Origin of the sequence: Enterococcus sp. AZ191 (assembly GCF_051713845.1) — a bacterium.
In the GTDB taxonomy this organism is placed as follows: Bacteria; Bacillota; Bacilli; order Lactobacillales; family Enterococcaceae; genus Enterococcus_B; species Enterococcus_B durans.
In genome coordinates, this window is the sequence record NZ_JBIOQS010000001.1 from 1,669,653 (window position 1) to 1,695,036 (window position 25,384).

Consider the following 25,384-nt stretch of genomic DNA (forward strand, 5'->3'; position numbering starts at 1 on the left):
AAAATGTAGCCGTTTTATATAAAAACAAAATTATTTTTTTCTCATTTTCTGACTAATTCCTGAAATATTGCATCAAAAAACTAGGGATTTCCACATAAATAATACTGTGAAAATCCCCAAGGGTTCTTATTGAATCCGTTGATAATTTGGATTATACTTATCCGTTTCGATGTAAATATACACTTTTTTATCTACTAGAGACTGGCGGATCGATCGTTCGATCTCATTGACGATCCTGTAAGCTTCACTTTCGCTTGATTCAAAAATATCGATCTTAGCGGCTACTAGTATTTCAGTTGGACCTAAGTGAACCGTTTTGACATCAATCAAATGGGATACTTCAGGTCGCTCAAAAGCTTTTTTGATTTTCAGCAAGTCACTAGCAGTGACACTTTCTCCAATGATCAAACTATAAAATTCTTTTGCTAAGAAAATGGCTGCTCCCATCAAAAGTAAACCGATCAACATGCCACTGATTGCATCAAATACTGCAATACCAGTAACCATCGTTAAGATCGTTCCAAGCAAAGCAAGGATTAAACCAATCACTGCACAGAAATCTTCCGTGAAAATAATCAAGATTTCACTATGACGGCTCTCTCGTAAAAATTTAAGTGTCGATAACTTTTCAGTGTTCAACTCATGGATTTCCTTCATCGCAATACGTAAAGAACTGCCCTCGATTGCCAAGCCGAAAAGTAAAATGATAATTACGATTAGTGGATTACCAACTTCATGGGAAGGATGTGTCAGTTTTTCAAAAGCTTCCATCACACCAAGCGCACCACCACCGAAGAAAAGCATCATTGCTACGATCGTACTAAAGAAGTATTTTGCTCGTCCTTCACCAAATTGATGCAGATCGCTTTGCCCGCGACTTGCCCGCTTTTCTTTAAATTTTCCATTGTTTTTCCTTCTTTCTTCTAACAGAGGCTGGGAAAGAAGTGTTTAACTCCGAGAAATAAGAAGAAATGAACGAAAATTGCTTTTCTAATTTTTGTGGATTTCGGCTTATTTAAGAAGGAGTTGCTTCTGCTCCCACCGTTTATTCGTTTTTAAAGAATGAGACAAAAGTGTTTCTTACTTTTGTCCCACGCTCATTTCCTTTTCTTGTTGGTACGACTACAAATGCTTAGATTTTTGCTAAATCAAATACGATCTGTTGATTTTCCTTTAGCACAATCTCCTTTGCGCCTTTCGTTGCACTTTTTCCATCAATCGTGAATGTCCAATATTTTTGTTTCTGCTTGTCTTGTTTGTGGCCGTCAATCGAGGTAATGAATCCCTGCTCTTCTTCAATAGCAAAATTTTCTTTTAAAATAGTCAAAAGGTTGTCACCCGTCTTAAAAGACACTGTTTTACTTGAAAGCTGTTTACCATCTTCCTTGATAATGATAGACGTTGTTTGCTGTTTTTGTTGTGTCTGTTCCGTCTTAGATTGCTGATTTTCCTCTTTGGATGAATCAACAGTTGTGCAGCCACTCAACAACAAAAGAATACAGCCGACAAGACTGAACCAATAGATTTTTTTCATTTTTTCCTCCCGCTTAATCGATCAAACCGTTCAATGACGGGTAAAGCAAGTAGAAAAAATACAAGATTTCCCGTCGCATGGAACAGATCAAAACTGAATCCTTGGACATAGTATACTAAAGGATTTGTTAACTGATAAAGTATACTATCAAAAATCGTCATGAACAAGCCAAAGAATATACCTGCCAAAAAAAAGCAACTACCCGTCAACCATTTTTTTTCTCGTTTGATATGTGCTTGTACAAACCGAAAAAGAGTTAAAATTAGACTAAAACTAATCCATTGTCCGATCATCCATGGGCCAATCCCAAAATAAAGATTACTTAAAAGGAGCGACAGTGTCATGACAAGCAATGCATCTCGTAGACCAAAGTACAGTACGACAAAAAGAAAAATCGCCGTCATCGGTTGGACATTGGGAATCAATTGAAAAATGATCCTGCCAACCACACATGCTGCAGATAGCAGACTCAACTGAGCTATTTTTTTGGTCGTCATTTTTTTGGCAGCTCCCCTTTCGCTTATTTATACGGAACAAAAAACATGTGACGGTCGATAATCTGACCGTCACATGTTTCTAACTCAAGCACCTAGTTCTTGCGAACCATCAGTGGTACTAAAAATTCATAATTGATAAAGAAATCAATGACAGATCGATGGTAATTGCCAGATGAGATCGTCAATCCCGTTTGATTCTGTTCGTTCTTCGTGATCGTCAATGATTGACCTTTGTCTAACAGAACTTTGAATTTTTCTTCGGTCAATTTTTCGAAATCATACTGTGGATTCTTCATTGCAACAATGAAGATATCATCCAATACTGATTCGCTAAATTCAAATTCACTCTGTAGATTTAAGTGAAGTGGTTTAGTGTTATCAAGCAATGTTTGATTCACAATGAAGCCTAGTTTTCTTGCGTGTGCTAAAAGCTGGTTCAGCTTGTGATTGAAAATCGTGATCTGTCCTGCAGAAAAGACCCGATCGACTGACCAGTAACGGATCAGTGATAACACCCGATCATCCTGAACGGTGACCTCCATCGTTTCTGGGATCACTTCTAATAAATTGATCGATTCTACTTGGTAGCGTTGATCGATTGTAGGTAAAACAAAAGAAAAGATCAAGTGATTTTGCTCATCTAAACTATAATTGATGGAGAAATGTCTGGTTTCCCAACGATCATAGGTAGTGGTCGACAACTCTAACCCAATGTCGTTCAGGGGTTTCAACAATTCATAAGTAAAGTACTCAATCAAGCTTGTCTTTCCAATTGGTGAAATTGGCTCATCTTTAAGTAAATAACGGTCAAAAGAATCTAGTAATCCTGAGAAATCTGCTTCAATCAGATATTTCCGTAAACGCAGATCTGCTAATTCTATCTCTGCTGTTTCGATCATACTCACAATATCCAGATGGTCTTTTTCTTTGCTATCGAGGTAAAGTTGATTTTCATCAACCGCGGGTTTACGTTCTTCTACTGGCTCATTCTCTTCAGTCACTTCGGTAATTGATTCTGTTTCTACCTCAGGAGCAGCTTCTGCTGTTTCTTCATTTTCTTGTTCAGCCAGTCCATCTAGCGATTCGATTGCTTCATTTTCTTGTTCTATTGGTCTTGTTTCATCCTTATGGCTCATTCCTCAGGCCCTCCCTCTTGAAACGTTGGTTCAGGATTTTCACTACCTAGATAAGTCATCAAAAAGTGGTGGATAGCTTGACTGAATCCTTCTTTTCCACCAAAGAAACGCTTGATTTGACGTTGCTCTTTTTCGACGATTGCCGCTCGAAGTTGGTCTGACTTTGCTTCTTTTAATAGTGTTTCTTTTTGTTGCTGGATTTTTTCAGGTTCTTCTATATAAGGTAGCCAGCCTAATTTTTCATTTGATAAAATTTGTTTTTGTTTCTCTAGCTCTTGAATTTCCTCTTCAATCTTTTTACGGTTCAAGAAGCCTTTATTATCATCTAAACTAGTGATTTTGCGATTGATTTCTTTTAGTTCTTCATCTAGTCTTTCGATCTCCGCCTTAGCCGTGATCACCTTGGCATCCAGTTCATTGACCTGTTTGCTAAAATCATTCGGTTGTTGTGTGGCGTAAAAGCCCCACTCCTCATCGATTTTTGGTAGGACAAAAATCTCTGGTAAACTTGCATCGATCCCAATCGTTGGTCTTTCATGATAATAGGAGCCAATCTTATAATAGCTCATGGTTGGGGAAATCGTTTCGACTAATTCCATAAAAGGAAATTCTTGAATAAAACGATCATGGATTTTTCGCATCAATAACTGATCGATTTCATGATTTTCATTTGAACTTTTTTTCAGTTCTTCCGTTAATTCACTATTGTATAACTGATAGATCTCTGGAATGTTTTCTTCCCTAACAGCTTTTTCAAAGGCTTGTAATGCTTCTAATAGCTGAGAAAGATTGGTGCTTGCTTTTTCTTTGATATCGTAAAAAGAAGCTCCTTCTTCATTCTGATCAATCGTTTCTTGTGGTTCTATTGGATTGGATTCCTTCATCCTACTTACCTCCTTACATTCTTAAAAAACTCTGTATAGATACTTTAATAGTACCATTTTATAGAAAAAATTGTTACAACGGGCATCTTCTCCTATGTAAAATTCATTTTGTTTTGCTGTACGTTCAGTTCTCTTGACTTGCTACAAGGTAAAAGTAAAACGAAAGAGCGGGAGTTGTCCCACTCTTTCGCACTAATGAAAGTTTTTATTTATTAGGCAGATCTCTGGTTGTGAAGTGGATACGCTGATTCTCATCACGAGTTAAAAGTGTTTCTTCATTCAAATAAGAAAATTTCAATTCTTCTAAATCAGTATTTTCTAGCATTTTTTCATAACCGGTAAAAATAGAACGAATATATTGTTTATACGCGTTTTTCTTTTTCTGTCTTTTTTTCATGTGACACCTTCCTTATCACTCACTATCATACCAATGAATGTTTTACTAGACAAGCAAGTTTTTGCTAATTTAGGCATACTTTTCGCAAGTTGCCCTTTAGTAGTTGACGAAATCGAAAAAAAATGAAAAAATGCTTTAGTACTTAAGGAGGGAAACTAGTGAAAAAAATCGGTTTTGATTCAGAGAAATATATTGAAGAACAGTCTGCATATATTTTAGAACGAGTAAATCACTATGATAAATTGTATTTAGAATTTGGCGGAAAACTGGTAGATGACAAACATGCCAAACGTGTATTGCCTGGCTTTGAGGAAGATGCAAAAATCAAGCTGTTACAAAAATTGAAAGATCAAGCAGAAATTTTGATCTGCGTATACGCAGGAGATATCGAACGCAACAAGATCCGTGGAGATTATGGTATCACTTACGATATGGATATCTTGCGATTGATCGATGAACTCCGTGGCTACGGCTTATCCATCAACAGCGTCGTTATCACTCGTTATAATGGTCAACCAGCAACAAAAGTATTTATCAATAAACTTGAAAGACGTAACATCAAAGTCTATAAACATGCTGAAATCGAGGATTATCCTGTAAATGTGGAAAAAATCGTTTCAGAAGACGGCTTTGGAAAAAATGACTATATTGAAACAACTAAACCAATCGTTGTCGTTACTGCTCCTGGTCCCGGTAGCGGAAAATTAGCAACTTGTTTGAATCAATTATATCATGAAAGTCAAAAAGGCCATGCCGCCGGGTACTCAAAATTTGAAACCTTCCCTGTATGGAATGTTCCATTGAAGCATCCATTGAATATCGCCTATGAAGCAGCAACAGTTGACTTGAAAGATGTCAACATGATCGACTCTTTCCATTTTGATGCGTATAACAAAATAGCCATCAACTACAATCGGGATATTGAAACTTTCCCTGTGATCAAACGAATCATTGAAAAAATCACAGGGAAAGAATCTGTTTACTTATCGCCAACAGATATGGGTGTGAACCGTGTTGGTTTCGGAATCGTAGATGATGCGGTAGTCCAAGAAGCATCGAAACAAGAAATCATCCGTCGTTACTTCCAAACAGAATGTGATTTCAAAAAGGGCTTGATCGATGAAGAAGCAGTGAATCGAATCAAATTGATCATGGAAGAAGTCGGCCTGCGTCCTGAAGATCGTAAAGTGGTGATGCCCGCACACGATTATGCCAAAACGATCCAAAGCCCTACGAAAGACCCTGTAGCCGTCATTGCGATCCAATTGCCGAATGAAGTAATCATTACCGGACGCACCAGCTCATTGATGGATGCTTCGGCTGCGGTCATCTTGAATGCAGTGAAACATTTGGCACATATCTCTGATGATATTCCTTTGCTTTCACCACTTGTTTTGGAAACAATCCAAGGAATGAAATCAACTGCACTTCATTCTTCTGTGGATACCCTAAGTTTGAATGAAGTATTGATTGCTCTATCCATCAGCGCTATAACAAATCCAATCGCACAAGTTGCCTATGAAAAACTTGCAGAACTAGATGGCGCTCAAGCCCATTCAACAGTGATGGTCAATAAAAATGATGAAAAAACATTAAAACAATTAGGAATCGATATCACTAGCGCACCACTGTTCCCTTCTGAAAATCTATACTATCAATAATTCGAGTCCAGGGACTGGAATCCATAAAAAACTCTTAAAAGTTTCGTGTCATGTTGCTCATAAAGCACATACTCGAAGCAACTTTTAAGAGTTTTTATTTTGTATAGGGCCTGATTTTCTCATATATACGTTTCACTCTAAAAAACAGATGAAAATTGAACAGAATAATTAGTAATTTAAGCGTAAAACAGGTAAAATTAAACGGAATTTTGATTAGGAGTGATTTTTTGAGTCATATTTTAGGAATTATCGGTTTGATTTTTATTTTTGGGATTGCCTTCTTGATTAGTACAGACAAAAGAGCAATCAAAATAAAACCATTGTTGGTGATGTTCGTCTTACAATTGGTATTCGGTTTCGTATTATTGAGAACCACGTTCGGTACGACGGTTGTTTCGTTACTGGCAAAACTATTTGAACAGCTATTAGCCTTTGCAGGCGAAGGAGTAAACTTCGTCTTTTCAGGGGTAGCAAATAAAGGGAGTGCACCATTCTTCTTAACTGTTTTGATGCCTATCGTGTTTATTTCTGCGATCATTGGAATCTTACGTTATATCAAGATCCTCCCCCTATTTATGAAAGGCGTTGGGTTAGGTCTAAGTAAAATCAATGGCATGGGTAAACTTGAATCATACAATGGTGTCGCCTCTGCCATCTTAGGACAATCTGAAGTCTTTATTTCCATCAAAAAAGAATTACCATTTTTATCTGAAAAGCGTTTGTTCACCATGAGTGTTTCTGCGATGTCCACTGTTTCTATGTCCATCGTTGGTTCATATATGGCACTGATCAACTCAAAGTATGTGATCACTGCTCTTGTGTTGAATTTATTCGGTGGATATATTCTGGCATCGATTGTCAATCCTTACCAGTTGGATGAAAAAGAAGATGAGCTGATTATTGAAGAAGACAAAGAACAAACCTTCTTCCAAATGTTGGGCGAATATATTCTGGATGGCTTCCACGTAGCAATCACCGTTGCGGCGATGCTGATCGGTTTTGTGGCATTGATTGCCATGATCAACGCGATTTTTAGTGGGATATTCGGGGTGACTTTCCAAGAAATCCTTGGGTACATCTTTGCCCCATTCGCATTCATCAGTGGCATACCTTGGAACGAAGCCGTTGATGCTGGAAGTCTGATGGCAACTAAATTAGTAACGAATGAATTCGTTGCGATGACTGAATTAGCAAAAGGCAACTTCCAGTTCACTGAACGGACTACAGCAATCATTTCTGTATTCCTAGTTTCCTTTGCCAACTTCTCTTCTATTGGGATCATTTCTGGGGCCATGAAAGGATTAAATGAAGAAAAAGGGAATCTAGTTGCTAAACATGGACTGAAAATTCTATTAACAGCAACTTTAGTCAGCTTTTTAAGTGCTATCGTCACAGGTCTATTAGTATAATAAACAACTATTCAATTGCATTTTCTGAAAATACGCACTGTCGATTTTTAGAAATGCAATTTTTGTTAAGGAGTATCAATCATTACAAGGATTATCTACAAGCGTGAGGAGCGTAGAAAGATGAATAAATGTTATGTTTTTATCGGTCCTTCAGGTTCAGGAAAAACTTCGATCGCCGAAAAACTTTTTCGTCAAGACCAAAAAATCATCACCTATACCACTCGACTACCACGGGCAGAGGAACAAGATCAAAAAGATTATTATTTTGTTTCTCCAGAAGAATTCAATCAGATGATCAATGATCGTGCATTTGTTGAATGGGATGAGTACGCTGGAAACAAATATGGATCTAGCAAAAAGGAAATCACACAAAAGCTGGCCCAGGATGATTGCTACACGATTTTGACAGCACCAGGTTTTTGGGCAGTTCATGCTGTTTTTGGTGAAAAGATCCAACCGGTCTTCGTCACGATCTCTCACACAAAATTGGAAGAGCGCTTGCGAAGTCGTGGCGACTCCGACACACAGATAAACAAACGACTTGCGTTATTCCAAAAAGATCTGGAAGAATTGACCGCGTTACAAAAACTGCCACAATTGATTCGCTTGACGAATGATGGGAACCTTTCAGATACAGTCACCCAATTTTATGCACAACTCAAATAGCATCAGTTTCATGAAGCAAAAAAGTTCCTGTCACAATTATCGAAAGCCTAAACAAAAAAGATGCCTTACTAGCAACTGTTTTTGTTTAGGCTATTTTCCTAGCAATTATTTTTTACTTTTCCTCAACGATGGAATAAAGTGCTTCTACCCTCTTGTCATTCCTAAAGCAAGAATCAGGACGATCCAATAATTGACTGATCAATTCTAAATGATGCAACAACGTCCATTTTTTTAGTACACCTAGCCCTGGAAACTTCTGTTGATGGTAAATCATCAATAACTCTAAGAGTCCTTCTGTAATTACTAGCTGATTATGATTCCTCATGACCCATCTTTCTAGTTTTTCCGCCGCTTCAAAAAATTTCAACGCTTGGTCTTTTGCAGATTCATTGGTATCAGAAACAAAGTGTTTCACTCGCAAATTTCCATAGGCATCGATATACGTCACATGCAAAGCTAAAGCTCGGCTGGGAAACCCTTTGTCAAAGTAGTGACTCCCTTCGATGGTAAAATCAGAGAAGCCAATATAGCCATCTTCTTGAAAAAAGAGATAACCATCGCTAAAGAAATCATCTATTTTTTCACCATAGGTTTCCACATGTTTTCTTGTTTTAAACGATTCTTTGATCACGATTTTATTTTCAGGCAGCCAAATACGAATACGGCTATTATCTGGAATCAGAAACTGTGCATGTGTGTTCGCTAGAGCTTTCCAAATTTGTGTCTCCCGTGGTTGGTGTTGTCCATCAAAGATAATCATATCAGGTGGATGATCGATGATATTTTCATAGTTTTCTGGTGTAATGATCGATGCATTACGTAATGAACTATCATCGAGAACCTCCCATGTATGCAGATGTTGGTCAAATAGTTTAAATTGTCCTACTTGCGGGTTATCGATGATCGTCAAAGGATGCTTTTTTTTCTGGAATAATTCAACGACTCCTTTTAATGTAGCCGAATCACGAACCGGTTCAATGATTGGTTCTATCTTCTTCGAAAGAAGCCCTCGATTCACACTTTCTTTGAGCGCCAGTAGATCGAATTGTTTCCCTCTTAAGTAGGGATAATACATGATTTATCACTCCAATGGTTCCGTCGGTAAACGCTTGACTTGTTTTTGTTGACGTAGATATTCATAGTCTTGTTGTAAGGCATAGACTTCTTCTTTCAAATCTTGGATCGCTTGATTTTCCGTTTCTTCAATAAAACGTTCATAATACCGTTCTTTAGCAAAAGGACTTTGACTATCAGAGCGCTTTTTCAATTCTTTATATAATTGATCCGTTGGAAAATACTTCACGCCGCGTTCCATTTGTTTCGCTTTTCTTACTTCTCGGAATAATGAAGCCATGAAACGATTCGTCAATGCCTCCTCTGCCACACCAAGCTCTCTTTTTCTTGCTTTTTTTGCAATAAAAAAAGTTCCTGAAGCGGGCATTTCTTCCTCTAACGCATAGGGACGATAGACTAACACCCCGATGTCTGTGGGGATTTCATCTTTGACGTCTTCGTAAAGCGTGCTTGGTAACACAAAATAATTATAGTGACCTACAAAAGATAATTTTGCCGTTGAACGGAAATCAGCCTTCGTTACTTTTAATTCATAACAACGCCATTCTCTACTACCATCGAATTTTGTCAGACAACTTAACGTATCTACGATTCCTTGATCTTCTGGCATGGTTACCTCTTCTACGACGATCCCACCTTGTTCGATACAATATTGATAAAGAGAAGATTCCATTTCGATTGTCAAAGGAGTTTTCAAGACCCCACCTCCGAACGTATTTTCGCTTTTTTTATTGTACCTTAAATCCAAGAAAAAATCTATCTGGATATAAATAGTAAAAAAGACGGGAACAAAATGCCTCAAGCGGTGACTTTTGTTCCCGTCTTTCAATCGATTTTACTTAGAGTTATAGTGCTAGTTCTTTTTTATCTGTTGCGTCTTTTCTTTCATTCTTGCATTATTACCGATAGCTAGGTGGTAAATGGAATTTTCCATGTTCCTCAAATAACTCACCTATCTGAAACAGCAAGTCTTCTCTTCCTCTAGCTGCCATGAATTGGATACCCAGTGGTAAAGAGTCTTTCGTCAGATGTGTTGGTAAACTAATTGCTGGCTGACCGGTCAAGTTTGCTAGTTGCGTATATGGTGTAAGTTGTAAGCTCTCTTCAAACATCTCTGAGATGACTTCTAAGCTTTCTTTTTCATTGTATTCCTGGATATTTGCAATTTTTTCTCGAATCGCATTACTTTGGAGATCTCTTGCTACTTCAGGAGCAGAAAAGGCAGTGGTTGGGGAAAGAAACAGATCTATTTCTTGGAATAATTCTTCCATTGTTATAGCTGCATGATCCCAAACATGCAATGAACGAATATAAGTAGACGCTGACACTTTATTTCCATACTGTAATAATGTCCAAGAAATCGGTTCAAGTTCTGTTTGTCGGACTTGTCGACCTAAACCATCCTCGATAGACTGGATCATCGCCGCGGTCTCTGCTCCATTCATTTGATAATACGATTGGATAAGCCGACGTCCATCTAATGGATAGTTGATCTCGATTACTTCATGTCCTTGTTGCTCTAAAAATAGCACTGCATTCGCTACAGCTTGCTTTGCTTCTTCACTGATAGCTGATCCAATCGGTGATGCAGGACAAACAGCAATTTTCAAGTGTTTTTTCTTTTCATGAGTTTGCCATTCTGCTGGCGCTACTTGATAAGGAGCACCAGTGTGTATTCCTCGTAGTCCCGTAAACAACGCTTTTGTATCTCTCATCGAAACGGTTAAGCCAAAATCAATTGCCGCACCTTGCCACCCTCGCCAAGCTTGTGGACCTACAGGCATCGTTCCTCTGGAAGGCTTTAATCCGATAAGTCCGCAAAAAGACGCTGGAATCCGAATCGATCCTCCTCCATCGCTGGCACCAGCCAATGGTAGGATACCAGAAGCGACAACTGCTGCTGCACCACCACTTGAGCCACCAGGTGAATAATCTGTATTCCAAGGATTTCTAGCTGGACCATAGATCTGAGCATCGGTGATATTTTTAAAGCCAAATTCTGGTGAATTTGTTTGTCCTAATGGCATAAGTCCGATAGATTCCACTTGATTGACAAAGTTGGAATTTTTCGATGCTCGTTGTGTTTGAAATAAACTGGAGCCAAAAGTTGCCAGCCAGCCTTTTTTCTCTTGACCAAGCATTTTCAGCGGGAATGGTACACCATGTAGCGGATGGTCTGATTTTTCATTGAATTGTTTCTTCTCATCCAGTATCTTCTCAGGCTCAAAAGTGACTAGAGCATTTAGTGCAGGATTTTTCTCATTGACTTTTTTTATGATATCTGCCATTAATTCCTCATGACTCAACTGTTTGCTTTTCAGTTGCCTTGCTAGTTCAATTCCATCTTTCAAGTGTATCACTCCTTTTTTATAATTTTCCCATAACCTTTCTAAATGTACAATGATTTCGTTTGCAACCAGTGCGTCTTCTTCCAATTTGCTACTTGACACCAATTTTTTTATAGCGAAAGCATTTGATTCTTCTTTAACATTCGGATATTTCGTTTGAAACGATAAGTTAAAAAAAGCGAACGTACATATAAATCAATCCCGATCGCTACCCATACACCTGCAATTCCTAGATTCAATACTTTTCCCAACAGTAGCACACCTAAGACTCGTGTGACCCACATCCCGAAGGCTGTGCTGTAGAGAGGCGTTTTGGTATCTCCCATTCCTTGTAACACACCAGCTAATATCAAACTGATAGCTAATCCCGGTTGATTGAATGCATCGATTCTAAGCGCAATAGTGATTTGCTTGATCGCCTCAGCGTCGGTTGTAAACCAAGGTGCAATATGGGGTGTGCCAAAAAACAATCCTATACCCAGTATACTTAATACAACGCCCCCGTATTTAACAGCATAAAAAGCCACACGTTTCGTTTCTTCAAACTCTTTTTTTCCAATACTGTTTCCTGCTAAAGTTGCGGCTGCGGTAGCTAGTCCATACGCTGGCATATAGACAAAACTTTCAATGCTTCCTGCAATCGAATGGGCGGAATAAGTTTAGCACCGATGGCTACGATCAAGCCAAAATACAATACTTGTCCTAAGCGCATAACCAAGCGCTCTAAAGCTGCAGGAAATGAGAGCTTCAGTAATTCCTGATAATTACTGCGTTGGAATAGTGACATGAAAGGAAAAGATAGAACGGACGATTGCACTTTTCGATACAATAAAATAGTTCCTAAGACTCTTGCAATCAGCGTGCCAATAGCTGTTCCCACTACACCAAAAGCCGGTATCGGTCCTAAACCGAAAATCAATATGTAGTCGAGGAGGATATTCAAAATATTAGTGATAAAACAGATTTTCATCGGGGATTTCGTATCACCGATTGCTCGTAACATACTTCCCAATAAAATCATCGTGGCAATAGCAATTGATCCACCACCTACAATACTGAAAAATTTTAACGCATAGTCAAAGGTCTGTTTTGTCGCACCCATTAAATCCAACAGCTGCGGTCCTACCAGAAAACTTACTAGACCTAAGATTAGACCTGAAACAATTGCTAATAATAATGACTGTTTAGCAATCAATGTTGCTTTTTCACTATCTCCCGTTCCGATATTTCTAGAAATCAAGGAGGATGTGCCGATCCCTAAAGCAATAAATACAGCAATATAAACATTTAATATTGCATTGGCTATACCTATCCCTGCTACAGCAAACAAATCGATCTGTGCAATCATCAAAGAATCGATGAACCCAACAGAGGTTTCTAATATATTTTCGATCGTGGCAGGAAGCGCCAACTTGATCAATTTTCTTTTAATAGTTGAGTCGGTATTTGATCCTGGCTCTCTTATATCCATCATCCATCGCTCAATTCATTTTATTATATTGGGTAATCACACGTTTTAAATGGTCCATCTCTTCCAATAAATCAGCGCCTTCACTTGCATGCGTCAACGAATGATCAGCTTGGGCTTCCAAAAGAATCTGGCTTATTTTTTGAATCGCTGATCGTACAGAATTCAATTGGATCAAAATATCAGCATAATCTTTATTCGAGTGGACCATTTTCTTGATACCCACTACTTGTCCTTCGATTTTATTCAAGCGTTTGATCAACTCTTCGTTATGGTGTTCGATCAAATGTGACATACAATAACCCCTCCAATATAGTTTTATGGGGGTACCCCCCATCCCCTATGAATATATGCTTTTACTTATTAATTGTCAAAGAAAGCTTTTTATTGGATCAGATCCTCTCGACAGCTGCTTTTATCGCCATAAGAGTATATAAAAAAAGAGACAAAAGCAAGGAACACTCTTGTCTGGTTCTGTAATATTGACTCAATAATTTATAGGAAAAATTATGATCAAGTCTGATAACTGACTAAATTGCACATATGAAACTAATTCAAAGATATTGATTTATATATATTGCTATACTTCTGACAATTTCTTAATGAAGTCTTTTCTATCCGTATAACCACATAAAGCTGAGCATACATCAAAGATAGAAAGAATGAATTCTACGTAAATTTTTTCGAAATCAATATCCTGTTCATTAATGTTTTTATAATCAATATTACCTTTTGGATAATTCAAATACCTTCTTGAAAGTGGACTTGACTCTAATTTTATAAATCCGTTTCCATGAGCTAAACAATTTCTTAAAAGATTGAAAAAACTCATTCTATTTAAATAGTGTTTTTTTATTTCATGAGAATCTCTCAATGTAGCTATTTCAATCAATTGATATAATTTTTTATTAACTAAATCTCTATTCTTATTTTCTAAAGATTTTAAAAGCAGATAACTTTCATCTTTATTAATAAAATGTTCAAAATCTTGTCTATTAATTTTTAGATCTTGTCTCTGCTTCATTTCTATAAAAGAATCAAGCTTTTCATTGTAAATCTGTTCAAATAAGATTGCTGTTTTATCTATTATTAAATCAAGCATACTTTCAAATGAAATAAAAGCAAATAAAAATGCCGTCTGAAAACTTTTTGCTTTAAAGAATTTAAATGATTGAACTAAATATTGACGCCAAATATTGCCTTCTAAATTAATACTGTAATACTCTATATTGTTAGTTATTGTTGCACTGTTTAAATCAAAACTATCAAACTCATTGTATAATCCACAAAATGTATATTTATTTTCAAAGATATCTTTGCTAAGAATTTCCATATTAGTAAGGGCCTCATCACACTCCGTTGAAGTTTCGATATCATAACAGCCGAAGTAATTACTAGGATCGTAATCTAAGACTAATTTAGAATCATTAATTTTGACTTCTCCATGACCAAAAATAAAATATCTTTCTGATCTTTGATGATCAACGTAAGTATTATCGAAATGGCAAGTGGAAGTTAGATAACCCCTAGTAGCGCCTACTAGTCCAGCGACAAAGTCCGTAAATGAAAAATTATCGACGTTACTATACTCATTAATAGCTAGATAATTGTTATCTTCATCAAAAAAATTAGCAATAAAATAATCTCGGCTTATATTTTTACCCAGATACTTTAGCATTAGATCATTTAAAGCTTTTTTATCTCTTTTTTTAGTAAACTGATCACAGCTACCTTCTATGTGCTCTTTTTCCATAAACTATTCTCCTTATTAATTTCCATTGTAATATTAATTCTATTTTTTAAGCTACTTACCCTGTACTAAACCAATTTAAAGCTTCTTGCAATATTTCTTGTCTGTTGCAGTCACTTTAATATAACTCTCCCATTTTTGTTGATTGACGTTTTCCAAATTTAAAAACTCTTTTTTGTCTCTGTAACAAAACTTCGGAATAAATGATATTTCTTAATTCTTGATCATTAAGTCTAATCCCTGAAATATTTACTGTTACCGACATATAGTTGTGTCTTCAGGTAAACCTTTCGGGACGCCCGTAATTCCATTATATCACTAGGAATTACATCCATGAAAGGTACTTCAATAGCTTCAAAGTTATCATAAATACAATATTCTTTGCCTTTATTTTTATGTTTACTGAACTATATGTTATCTTCCATTCTATATAACACATAATTATTTAATAGCATAAATCCGCATATTCAACATTCAATACCTGTATCTAGCCAAATTATACTCTCTTTTATTATCGGAAAAAGCCTCTTTATCTCTCACTGGTTAGCTGAGAAAGACAATGACTAAAAGCAAGTTGCTACCTACATGTTCGGAAAATCGCAACGAATGTAAAAGAAAACCACTCTACTGTGAATAGAGTGGTTTTTGTGTTTCATTGGTAAAAATTGATATCGCTTCGCACAATCATAGTATCAAAAAGAAACATGAAAAATCAACTATCATTTATCCATGCTTCCTACAAACATTTCAACATAGCAAAAATGTTTGCAAGCTGTTCAACAGTAAAAACTATAAATTATTTATTAATTTCTTTAATTTGTACTCCTTTTTAGCCCACTAAGTAATTCTTCCACTGGAACATCTAAATACGCACAAATGATATATAGCATTTGGATCAAGGGAGCGACAGGCTATTTTTGATCGATTTTATATAGCTTTCACTTTGTTCAATAGATAAACAAAATTTACAACAAAAAAATGCAAGTTTAAAAATCCATTTTCACTGTAAATGATTTTTAAAACTCGCATCACATCATTCGTTTCATTCATTCATCGTTTTCAGTTTTCCACGAAACTCAGCAATCGAATCGTAGCCTTTTTCTTTCATGATTGCAGCTAACTCTTTTGTGATACGGTCAAAAATCGCTGAGCCTTCTTTATGGAGTTCGGTGCCGATCTGCAGCATCGTGGCGCCACATAGGAGATGCTCATAGGCATCCTGCCCATTACGGATACCCCCTGTACCGATAATTTTGATTTCAGGGTTCAATCGTATATAAAACGCTCGAACATTGGCTAACGCAGTTGGTTTTACATACTCGCCGCCTAATCCACCAAAACCGTCTTTTGGTTTGATGACCACTGAATCACTTTTCGGATCGATATATAATCCATTCCCGATACTGTTGATCGAATTGACATAAGTCAACGGAAATTGATTCAAGATCGCTGCCATTTGATCAAAATGTGCGAAATCAAAATACGGAGGAAGTTTGATTCCTAATGGTTTCGTGAAGCGAGCAAAGACTTGTTTTAATAAATCGAATGTAGCGTCAAAATCATATGCCAACTGAGGTTTTCCTGGAACATTAGGACAAGAAAGATTTAACTCTGTGATTCCTTTGAACGCACTATTTTCAATCATCGTCAGCATCTCTAAGTTTTCAGCTGCGCTCATACCCGCAATCGAAAAGAATAAGGGCTGTTTCCCTTCATTTTCTTTCTCATAAGCTAATGCGTAGTCAAGATAATAAGAAAAGCCAAGATTTGGTAATCCCATGGAGTTGATACTACCTAGTGGAACGTCAAAATAACGTGGTTCTGGATTGCCGGCACGTTCTGTGAGTGTACAACTCTTAGTAATAAAAGCTCCTGCGGATGAACGGTCCAATTCAGCCAATTCGCTGACAGTCATACAGTGGACACCCGAAGCATTCATAAAAGGATTTGCAAAAGTGTGATTGAAAAAAGTCGTTTCTAGCGTCAAGTTATTCTCTCCTTTGATAAATCATTTTTTCCAGTGTATCATTCTCTCTAAAAAATGCAACTAAGAGTTGATAAAAATCAATCCTCTGTTTCTGTGGAAAGAACCTCACCTGTTTGACTATTTAATTTCACTTTCGTTGTTTGTTTCCCATTTTCGACTTTTACTTCCCAGTAAGTGGTGCCTAAATCTTTATCCAGATCCCAGTCAGTTGCTGTACCTCCACCAACTTTTTCGATTGCTTTTTGAGCAGCGTCCTCCGTTGACAACAAATTTGTTGTATCTAAGGCATCTTCTTCTTTCTTTTGGCTATCATCTGGATCGAGTTTTTCAGGCGTTTGAGCTTCCATATCTTCTGTATTGGCATCGATTTTTACTTCATATTCATTTTGGTCATCGGCACCCTCGATCTTGTAAAAATAGCTTCCCCAATCACTATCCAATTCTAAACTCGTCACTGCAGCATCTGGGTATTTATTTTGGAAAAGTTCAATTGCTTTTGTGACAGAAACTTTGATCACTTGATTTGTCTCATTTCCTGTACTACTTTGACTGCTTTCTTTACCAGAAGTTCCTGTACTTGTTGTATCGCTTGTCTTAGTTGTCATAGTAGTAGCTTTCGTTTGACTTACAGATGAGTTCTCAGACTTTGTCGGCTGGCAACCTGCAAGTAGAAATAAAGAAAATAATCCACAATAAATAACTTTTGTTTTCATTTTTTCATATTCCTTCTTTCATAAATAATCCGGTTTCTTTCATTATACATAAGAAAAAAAGTAAAAGTCATTTTTATACTATTTGTTCTTTTAAATAAAAAAAAGCAAAGAAATCAAAAATGCCTCTCAAAAGTTGGTTCTAACTTTTGAGAGGCATTCATTTCTCTTGCTACTTTCAACGATTATGCACGGTGCATTGGAATATCATTGTTACCTGGTTGAACTAATAGATATTGGATTACATCAATATTGCTTGATTCAAAGGAAGCTGCACAAGCTTGCAAATACATATCCCACATTCGGTAGAAAGAATCACCCATTTTTTCAGTGACTTTGTCTTGTACCGCGTGGAAGTTTTTCGTCCAATGTTCTAGTGTTAATTGATAGTCACGGCGTAAGCTTTCCAAATCGATCAATTGAAGATCGTTTTTAGTGATGTTATCGACTAATTCAGTGACACCCGGAACATAACCACCAGGGAAAATGTATTTATTGATCCAAGCATTTGTTGCGCCACCTTGTTGACGACTGATTCCATGGATCAACGCGGTTCCTTTAGGATTCAATAAGTTTTTCACTACTTTGAAATAACCTTCAAGATTATCAGAACCGACATGTTCGAACATCCCTACACTGGTAATATGATCAAATGTTTCGCCTTTAAGCTCGCGGTAGTCCATGAGTAGGACACGGCATTGATCTTCAAGATGTTCTTCTTTGATTTTTTTAGTGATATGGTTATATTGTTCTTCACTTAATGTGATACCCGTCGTTTTCAAGTTATACTCTTTCGCTGCAGTAAACATCAGTGTTCCCCAGCCGCAACCTATATCAAGTAATGTTTCATTTTCTTTAATGAACAATTTGTCTAGTATATGGTGTACTTTATTGATTTGTGCTTGTTCAAGCGTATCTTCTGGAGTTTCGAAGTATGCACAAGAGTAAGTCAATGTAGGGTCAAGCCACATTTCATAAAAATCATTTCCTAGATCATAATGAGAGTGGATATCTTCTTTGTTTTGTTGCTTGGTATGCTTCTCTTTTTTAGGAAGCCATTTTAGATAATCTTTTCCTCGTAAAAAACTATTTGCTTGTTGATAAGCATCATTGATCAATGCTTGGATACTTCCCTCAATCTCGATGCGATGATCCATATAAGCTTCACCTAATGCAAGAGATGCATTGTTGGTGATCTCTTTCATAGGGATTTCTTCGTGGATATTGATTTTGATTTGGGGAGGATTACCCGTATCTCCGTATTGTTTTTTCGTACCATCCCAATAAGTAACTTCAACTGGAAGTGAGAAAGAATGTGAAAATAATTGATTGTATAAAGTCTTCTCTAACATGATTTTCCTCCTTAAAAAAACTACCCTATAACGTTAATACTAAAAATTAAAAGAATCAACTAAGAAGGTCTCTTTTTTTCAGAAATTTTTCTCAAAACACGTTAAATTTTCATTTTTTTCGCATACATTCTCTCATAATTCAAGATAGTCGTCACTTGATCGGCTCATCTTTAAATCCAGTCTTAGCAAAAATCCATAAAAGCAGCAATACAGCAACCGTTGATTGGATTCCTAACATCAGTACAAAATCAAAATGGATCAACCCTACTACAGCAGAAATAATTGAACTAACCCCGATCACATTCAGCATCAGATTCGCACTCTCTTTAAATGTATGAATGGAAGAGAAACGGCTTTTTCGTGTCATCCACAAGAAGAATGCAGCGCCAAATAGGATCAGTGCAGTCATGATGAACAAAATGATCCCAAGACTCAAGCTATATGAAAGGATGATCGTCGGCCGATTGCTGGTATAAAATGCTTGTTCAAGAAAGAGTTGAAATTCTTGTGGCGTAGTCACACTAGCAGGGTCAAATGAAGAAAGATAATTCATTTGATACGTTCTGGTTGTATCCCCTTCTTTTTGTTGGATCGTCCAATTGTTTTTTTCAAAGTTGATGAATGCATTTTTTTCTGATTGTTGTGCTTTTGATAGATCAGTACCAATGAGTAGTTCATCTGATTCACTAATGATCATTGGCGCTGACTTTAATTCACCATTTACTACTTCTAATTGTGAAAAACGGTCGACTCCTGGCTGATCGATCAGCGAGCCAACTGTCAAAAATTGTGCCATAGAAATTGCTTTTACTTGATTGGCATAAAACAAGGTAACAGGCACAACCATCAATGATACTAAGAAAAGAAAGATCAAACTGAAGTTAAGCCATGAAAGCTGTTTTCTTCCTGCAAACAACTGCCTAGGTCCAATTAAAGCAGAAAAATAATTCAATGGGAATGTTTGCATATTAACACCTCTATCCTTTTGTTCCTCCAGAAGTTAATCCTGTGACAAAGTTTTTTTGTAAAAAGAAGAATAATAAACAAATCGGCAACGCGATCAAGATGGCTCCAGCGGCAAATAATGAGACCCGCTGATTCGTTACATCAGAGATGAATGTTTGTAATCCTACAGCGACTGTTTGGTTTTCTGGTGTACGAAGCAAGAATTTTGCTAACATGAAATCACCAAATGGTCCCATGAACGCCCACAAAGCTTGAACCGCAAGCATCGGTTTGACCAACGGCAAAACGATCTGCAAGAAAATACGGAAATGTCCTGCTCCATCTAATTTAGCAGATTCATCTAAATCGATTGGGACTGTATCGAAATACCCCTTCATCAACCAGGTATTCATTGGGATTCCTCCCCCGATATAGATCATCGTCAAGAACCAATAGTGATCTAATGCACCGAGTAGAAACGCCATCACATAGAAGGCGGTCAATGCAGCCATCGTCGGAACCATTTGGATCACCAAGAAGAACATCAAACTTGATTTTCGACCAACGAAACGATAGCGGCTATACGTATAACCAGCCAATGTCACCACTGTTACTTGGATAGCCATTGTCAAGATCGAAATGACCAATGTATTTTTATACCATGTGCCATATAACGTTTCGCTGAATAACCGAGTAAAATTATCAAGTGTCCAATCGCTTGATAGATCTAAACTGAATGCTGCAATATTTCCTGATTTGAATGCCGTACTAGCAGTGATCAGCAATGGATAAATAATGATGATAGATAGAAGAATAAGAAATAGATAGGTAAAAAAATGAGAAACTCTTCGTTGGAATTTTGCGCTTGAATTAAATTTTTTCATCGTTTAGTCCTCCATATTGAACGCATTTGTCTTTTTGAACACCAGCAAGGAGACACAGATAACGATCGCAGAAATGATCAACGTGATCGCAGAAGCCATGGAATACTGTGGAGACGTTCCTGTTGTCAATTTATAGATCCATGAGATCAGAATATCTGTAGAACCGGCACCGCCACCAACACTACCAGGACCACCATTATTAAATAGATAGATCATTGAGAAGTTATTGAAGTTTCCTGTATATTGAGTAATGAACGTTGGTGCAGCTACGAGAAAAATAGCCGGTAAAGTGATATTTGAAAAACGTTTCCAAGCATTTGCTCCATCGATTTTTGCTGCTTCATATAGATCCTCCGAAATCGACTGCAAGATCCCTGTAACCATCACATAGATATACGGGAATCCTAGCCAGCCTTGGACCATGATGATTGCTACTTTTGTCCAATTAGGATCTGTTTTCCATGAAATAGCACTAATATCGACAAATGGCAGATTATTCAAAAATGGAATGACCTGTGTATTGATTGCTCCGACACTGTCATTGAAAATATTCGAAAAACTCATGATAGTGATAAATGCTGGTACAGCCCATGGTAAAAGGAAAATGATCCCAAAGATCCGACGAAACTTGATGAACTTTTGATGTGCCACTACTGCTGTAAAAATCCCTAATGTGATTTGGAGCGTTGTTGCACAAAGTGTCCAGATCACTGTCCAAGAGAATACGGATAGGAATGTGTTTCGATAAGAGCTTAAGAAAAAAATACTAAAGAAATTTTTTGCTCCCACCCAGTCAATCAGACTAGCCGGAGGGATATGCTTGAAATCATAATTTGTGAATGCGGTGAACAATGTCACTAATACGGGAAAAATAATGGTAAAAATCATTAAGAGATATGCTGGAAGCGTAAGTAAATAAGGAAAACCCTCATCCCCTACATTATGTATGACTTCCTTCATCGTACGATTTACTTTTTTATTTTCCTTACGCAAAGTAGCGACTCTTTTTGCGTCTAGTAGATTCAATCCATAAAAAATGAAAAAGATGATCGTAATGATCAATTGGAGCGTTCCTTGAATCAAAATAAATAGAGAATGGTCTTCCATCGGTACGCTACCTAATGTGACCAATCCTATCAATGATTGAAACCCACCTAAAATCATTTGGATGATGAATGCTAGAAAAATAACGATAAAGACAATTCCTTTAAATCTTTGTCCATTGGCAAATTGCCCCATGCCGGGGATTAGTGATAGTAAGGTCACTTTTTTTACATTGACTTCATTTTTGTCTTGTTGCATCTTGATGCCCCCTTATACTGCTGATCTATACAAAAATTGCTGCTTAATGATCCAACTCGTCAAACGGCTATCCCTGTCTTTTGACAATAAATCAAAAACTCTCAAAATAAGAAAATCTATTTCGAGAGTTTTCTTTTTTCTCACTTCTATCAAAACGCTTCTTTTACAACTTCTACACTTTCTGATAAAAGCTTTGCTTGGAACATCTATTTTTAATGGAAAACTCTATTACTATCTAGTGCATGATTTTAATATTTTTGTTCAATCGCTTCTTTGATTGTCTTAACTGCATCAGTTGCAGATTCTTTTGGTGTCTTCGTTCCAGAAGCAGCATCGAACATCAAGTTTTCAGCGCCAGTCCAAACTTCTGCCATTTCAGGGATGTTTGGCATTGCTTGCGCATTTTCATACTGGTCAATAACCGCAGTAGTCAACTCGTCATTTTTTGATTTTGCTGTTTCACGTGCAGTTTGGTTTGCAGGGATCTCGTTGACCATTTCAAAGAATCTTTCTTGGTTCTTTGTGTTTGTCACATAATCCAACCATTTTTGAGAAAGTTCTTTGTTCTTAGAGTAATTACTTGCAACCCAACCTTTTCCGCCACCAAATGGTTGATATGCTTCACCGTTGTCCAATGTTGGGATTTTTGCTACGCCATAGTTCATTTTATTGTCTTTATACGTTTGTGCTTGCCAAGGTCCGTCAATGATTGCTGCTGATTTGTTATCCATGAATTGTTGGCTAACGAAGTCCCCAGCACTCTTGATGTCTTGCATTCCTTTAGGCCATATATTTTGGAACCAGTTTGTTGCATACGTGATCCCTTCAATCGAACCAGCATTATCCAAACCAATATCAGAAGGATCTGTTCCGTTATCACCGAACACGTAACCGCCGTAACCAGCTAATAAGCCATAAGAATAATAGAAGTCTGTCCATTTCGCTAAGAAGCCAGTATTTTTACCTGATTCAGATTCAAAAGCAAAACGATCATCTTTTGCTAATGCTTCTAAGTCCTTGAATGTTGTTGGTGCTGTTTCCACTAGATCTTTGTTGTAATAAAGTACCAGCGTTTCGATAACTGCAGGTTCTCCGTAAATTTTGCCATCGTAAGTGACCTGAGCTTTGTCTGTTTCGTCATAATCCGCTTCGTTCCCTAGTTTTACCTCTGCTAGGTGTCCTTGTTGACCTAACGCACCGATTCTGTCATAAGCCGCCATCATTACGTCTGGTCCTTTTCCTGCAGGTCCATCAAGCGAAAGTGCTTCCAATTGTTCGAACATGTCTTTTTCGACTAATTTGATTTTTACATCATTTTCTTTTTCAAAATCACCTTTGATTTCATTGATGTAATCTTTGTATCCAGAATCGACCGATACCGTTAAAGTCTTTTCGTCGCTTTCGCTGCTGCTTGTTGAAGAACTTCCGTTACCACAAGCTGCTAAACCACCTAGAATACCAAGTGACACTAAACCTAACCCCAATTTTTTCACATAGTTTTTCTTCACTTTCTTTTCCTCCGCTTCTTTGGATTCGTTGCTATATAAAAAGTATACTGTTATAAAACTACCTTTTGCAAACGCTTTCTGCGTGTTACCGGTAACAACTTATTCACACATAATCAAAAATCCAAATTGTTGGATCTCTGCTTTGCCATCATTCAGCAGTTTGCTGTTTTGACTGAACATGACTTCGCTTTGTTGCTCAATAAGGTATGCTTCTTGTCCCTGATTGAAGATGGCATGGATTTTTTGTCCATTTAATTCTCGAGAAAAATGGATGACATTTCGACTGTCATCGACCAACTCCCAACAGGTTGTTCCATTGATCAAAATCTCGGATAGTCGTTTACGCAAATAAATCAGTTCTTTAGTAAATCCATATAATTCCAAATCCTGTTGTTTTTCTTCCCAGACCATACATTTACGACAATCTGGGTCTTCACCGCCAGTCAAGCCGATTTCTGTGCCATAATAAATACACGGTGCCCCTTTTTGTAGAAACATGAATGTCAAAACTGACTTCATCAGCTCTTTATTCTCCTGACACAATGTCAAGATTCGAGCAGTATCGTGGGAATCTAATAGATTGAACGTTCCCTCATTGACCTGGTCTTGATATAGTATTTGCTGATGATTCATTCCACTTACCATTTGCTGCGCACTGATCTTTTGCTTCACAAAATAATCTTTTATAGAATCTGTATAGGCATAGTTCATCACTGCATGGAATTCATCCCCTTGTAACCAAGCTTGTGAAGAATGCCAGATCTCACCTAAAATATAAATATCCGGTTTGATTGCAGTTACCGTTTCATGGAATTTTTTCCAAAAATGATGATCGACTTCATTCGCTACATCTAGGCGCCAACCATCGATATCGAATTCTTTCACCCAGTAAGCCGCTATTTCCAGCAGATATGCCTGCACTTCTTTATTTGCTGTATTCAACTTCGGCATGAAAGGCGTAAACGCAAACGTGTCATAAGTTAAATTTGCCGCAGTTTCTGGGATTTCCGTCATTTGGTACGTATCTACAGGGAAAGAATGGATATGGAACCAATCTTTATATTCAGAGTGTTCCCCGTTTTTCACGACATCTTGCCATTGTGGCGAATCACTACCGATATGATTGAACACCGCATCAAGCATGATTTTCATTCCTTTTCGATGCGCTTTTTCAATCAATTCTTTCAACTGTTCTTCCGTACCGAATGCGGGATCAACTGCGAAATAGTCGATCGTATCATATTTATGATTCGACATTGCTTTGAAGATCGGACAAAAGTAAATCCCATTGATCCCTAGATCCGTCAGATAATCTAGATGATCGATCACCCCTTGAAGATCTCCGCCAAAGAAATCATCGCGGTCAGGCGCTTTACTGCCCCAAGGCAACGTACCTTCAGGATCATTACTAGTATCGCCATTTGCGAAACGTTCTGGGAAAATTTGATACCAAACTGTTTCTTTCGCCCATTGTGGAACTTTGAAGCGATCGATCTCATGGAAATAAGGAATGCGAAAATAATAATTTGCCTCTTCTAAAGTAACTGGCTCGTAAGGGAAAATACCTTGATCTCCATAAAAACATTCCATTCCATCGATTCCAACGATATGGAAGCCATACTGTAAGCGTCTCGTATCACTCGTTTGTTCGATCTCCCAATAGTCATGTACAAGTGTACTCAATCCTTTTTTCATCGGAACTTCCTGTAAATACCATTTCTTAGACATAATGGTATAGGGGTCACCACTGATAACATAAACTTTTTTGACATCGTCCTTACTAGTACGCAGACGAATTCGAAACGTATCTTTTTCGTACAAAAAAGCATATTCACTTTCTGGACGGTGATAAATTGCTGCCGTATTCATATA

21 protein-coding genes and 2 pseudogenes are annotated in these 25,384 nt (G+C 37.3%); 3 read left to right on the forward strand and 20 right to left on the reverse strand.

The genetic code is table 11. The features are described 5' to 3' along the window. Window positions 1-126: 126 nt before the first annotated feature. From IGI47_RS08045 to IGI47_RS08070, 6 genes and pseudogenes are all read right to left on the reverse strand, one after another. Window positions 127-882: pseudogene (locus IGI47_RS08045) on the reverse strand (cation diffusion facilitator family transporter); the annotation flags it as partial. Window positions 883-1,132: 250 nt separating this feature from the next. Further along, the gene (locus tag IGI47_RS08050) at window positions 1,133-1,534 is read right to left on the reverse strand and encodes a DUF4430 domain-containing protein (protein ID WP_311931095.1); all 402 of its coding nucleotides are present in this window, start codon (window positions 1,532-1,534) and stop codon (window positions 1,133-1,135) included. Next, window positions 1,531-2,031 carry an ECF transporter S component gene (locus IGI47_RS08055; RefSeq protein WP_311931094.1) on the reverse strand — a complete coding sequence of 167 codons (501 nt, stop codon included), beginning with the start codon at window positions 2,029-2,031 and terminating at the stop codon, window positions 1,531-1,533. The genes IGI47_RS08050 and IGI47_RS08055 overlap by 4 nt, the downstream gene beginning before the upstream one ends. A 92-nt stretch (window positions 2,032-2,123) precedes the next feature. Next, window positions 2,124-3,167, reverse strand: a complete 1,044-nt coding sequence (locus IGI47_RS08060) for a hypothetical protein (protein ID WP_311931093.1) — start codon at window positions 3,165-3,167, stop codon at window positions 2,124-2,126. Further along, a complete protein-coding gene (locus IGI47_RS08065) occupies window positions 3,164-4,051 on the reverse strand; it encodes a hypothetical protein (protein ID WP_005877641.1) in 888 nt (295 codons plus the stop codon). Before IGI47_RS08065 ends, IGI47_RS08060 begins: the two co-directional genes overlap by 4 nt. A 205-nt stretch (window positions 4,052-4,256) precedes the next feature. Then, entirely contained in the window at window positions 4,257-4,448 is a 192-nt protein-coding gene (locus IGI47_RS08070; protein WP_005877639.1) for a hypothetical protein, read from the reverse strand. Window positions 4,449-4,606: 158 nt separating this feature from the next. Between IGI47_RS08070 and IGI47_RS08075 the strand changes: the two genes are divergently transcribed. From IGI47_RS08075 to IGI47_RS08085, 3 genes are all read left to right on the forward strand, one after another. After that, window positions 4,607-6,109, forward strand: a complete 1,503-nt coding sequence (locus IGI47_RS08075) for a DUF1846 domain-containing protein (RefSeq protein ID WP_438783889.1) — start codon at window positions 4,607-4,609, stop codon at window positions 6,107-6,109. 227 nt (window positions 6,110-6,336) lie between these two features. Next, window positions 6,337-7,518 (forward strand): NupC/NupG family nucleoside CNT transporter, encoded by a 1,182-nt coding sequence (locus IGI47_RS08080; protein ID WP_311931091.1) that lies wholly within the window; start codon window positions 6,337-6,339, stop codon window positions 7,516-7,518. A gap of 120 nt (window positions 7,519-7,638) precedes the next feature. Further along, window positions 7,639-8,184: a guanylate kinase gene (locus IGI47_RS08085; RefSeq protein WP_311931090.1), complete on the forward strand. Its 546-nt coding sequence runs from the start codon at window positions 7,639-7,641 to the stop codon at window positions 8,182-8,184. A gap of 112 nt (window positions 8,185-8,296) precedes the next feature. On the opposite strand, the gene IGI47_RS08090 is transcribed toward IGI47_RS08085, so the two are convergent. The 14 genes and pseudogenes from IGI47_RS08090 to IGI47_RS08155 all read right to left on the reverse strand — a co-directional run bounded on the left by IGI47_RS08090 (window position 8,297) and on the right by IGI47_RS08155 (window position 25,381). Further along, entirely contained in the window at window positions 8,297-9,259 is a 963-nt protein-coding gene (locus tag IGI47_RS08090) for a sce7725 family protein (protein ID WP_438783891.1), read from the reverse strand. 6 nt (window positions 9,260-9,265) lie between these two features. Beyond that, on the reverse strand, window positions 9,266-9,955 hold the full coding sequence (locus IGI47_RS08095; RefSeq protein WP_311931087.1) for a hypothetical protein: 690 nt from the start codon (window positions 9,953-9,955) through the stop codon (window positions 9,266-9,268). Window positions 9,956-10,157: 202 nt separating this feature from the next. Beyond that, window positions 10,158-11,609 carry an amidase gene (locus tag IGI47_RS08100; RefSeq protein ID WP_438783892.1) on the reverse strand — a complete coding sequence of 484 codons (1,452 nt, stop codon included), beginning with the start codon at window positions 11,607-11,609 and terminating at the stop codon, window positions 10,158-10,160. A gap of 107 nt (window positions 11,610-11,716) precedes the next feature. Continuing rightward, a pseudogene (locus IGI47_RS08105) lies at window positions 11,717-13,077 on the reverse strand (MATE family efflux transporter). Between the two features lie 10 nt (window positions 13,078-13,087). Further along, a complete protein-coding gene (locus tag IGI47_RS08110) occupies window positions 13,088-13,369 on the reverse strand; it encodes a metal-sensitive transcriptional regulator (protein WP_438783894.1) in 282 nt (93 codons plus the stop codon). 285 nt (window positions 13,370-13,654) lie between these two features. Next, on the reverse strand, window positions 13,655-14,827 hold the full coding sequence (locus tag IGI47_RS08115) for a hypothetical protein (RefSeq protein WP_311931085.1): 1,173 nt from the start codon (window positions 14,825-14,827) through the stop codon (window positions 13,655-13,657). Window positions 14,828-15,866: 1,039 nt separating this feature from the next. Continuing rightward, the gene (locus tag IGI47_RS08120) at window positions 15,867-16,811 is read right to left on the reverse strand and encodes a dihydroorotate oxidase (RefSeq protein ID WP_311931083.1); all 945 of its coding nucleotides are present in this window, start codon (window positions 16,809-16,811) and stop codon (window positions 15,867-15,869) included. 77 nt (window positions 16,812-16,888) lie between these two features. Next, window positions 16,889-17,524: a PepSY domain-containing protein gene (locus IGI47_RS08125; protein WP_438783895.1), complete on the reverse strand. Its 636-nt coding sequence runs from the start codon at window positions 17,522-17,524 to the stop codon at window positions 16,889-16,891. 182 nt (window positions 17,525-17,706) lie between these two features. Continuing rightward, window positions 17,707-18,873 carry a class I SAM-dependent methyltransferase gene (locus tag IGI47_RS08130; protein ID WP_104661616.1) on the reverse strand — a complete coding sequence of 389 codons (1,167 nt, stop codon included), beginning with the start codon at window positions 18,871-18,873 and terminating at the stop codon, window positions 17,707-17,709. Window positions 18,874-19,024: 151 nt separating this feature from the next. After that, window positions 19,025-19,840 (reverse strand): maltodextrose utilization protein MalA, encoded by an 816-nt coding sequence (locus IGI47_RS08135; RefSeq protein ID WP_438783896.1) that lies wholly within the window; start codon window positions 19,838-19,840, stop codon window positions 19,025-19,027. A 10-nt stretch (window positions 19,841-19,850) separates the two neighbouring features. Then, the gene (locus IGI47_RS08140) at window positions 19,851-20,702 is read right to left on the reverse strand and encodes a sugar ABC transporter permease (protein WP_005877615.1); all 852 of its coding nucleotides are present in this window, start codon (window positions 20,700-20,702) and stop codon (window positions 19,851-19,853) included. A 3-nt stretch (window positions 20,703-20,705) separates the two neighbouring features. Beyond that, complete coding sequence (locus tag IGI47_RS08145; RefSeq protein WP_311931079.1) at window positions 20,706-22,004, reverse strand: carbohydrate ABC transporter permease; 1,299 nt, start codon at window positions 22,002-22,004, stop codon at window positions 20,706-20,708. Between the two features lie 248 nt (window positions 22,005-22,252). Further along, window positions 22,253-23,512, reverse strand: coding sequence for an extracellular solute-binding protein (locus tag IGI47_RS08150; RefSeq protein ID WP_438783897.1), 1,260 nt, complete (start codon window positions 23,510-23,512; stop codon window positions 22,253-22,255). Window positions 23,513-23,611: 99 nt separating this feature from the next. Next, a complete protein-coding gene (locus IGI47_RS08155; protein ID WP_438783898.1) occupies window positions 23,612-25,381 on the reverse strand; it encodes a glycoside hydrolase family 13 protein in 1,770 nt (589 codons plus the stop codon). Window positions 25,382-25,384 lie beyond the last annotated feature (3 nt).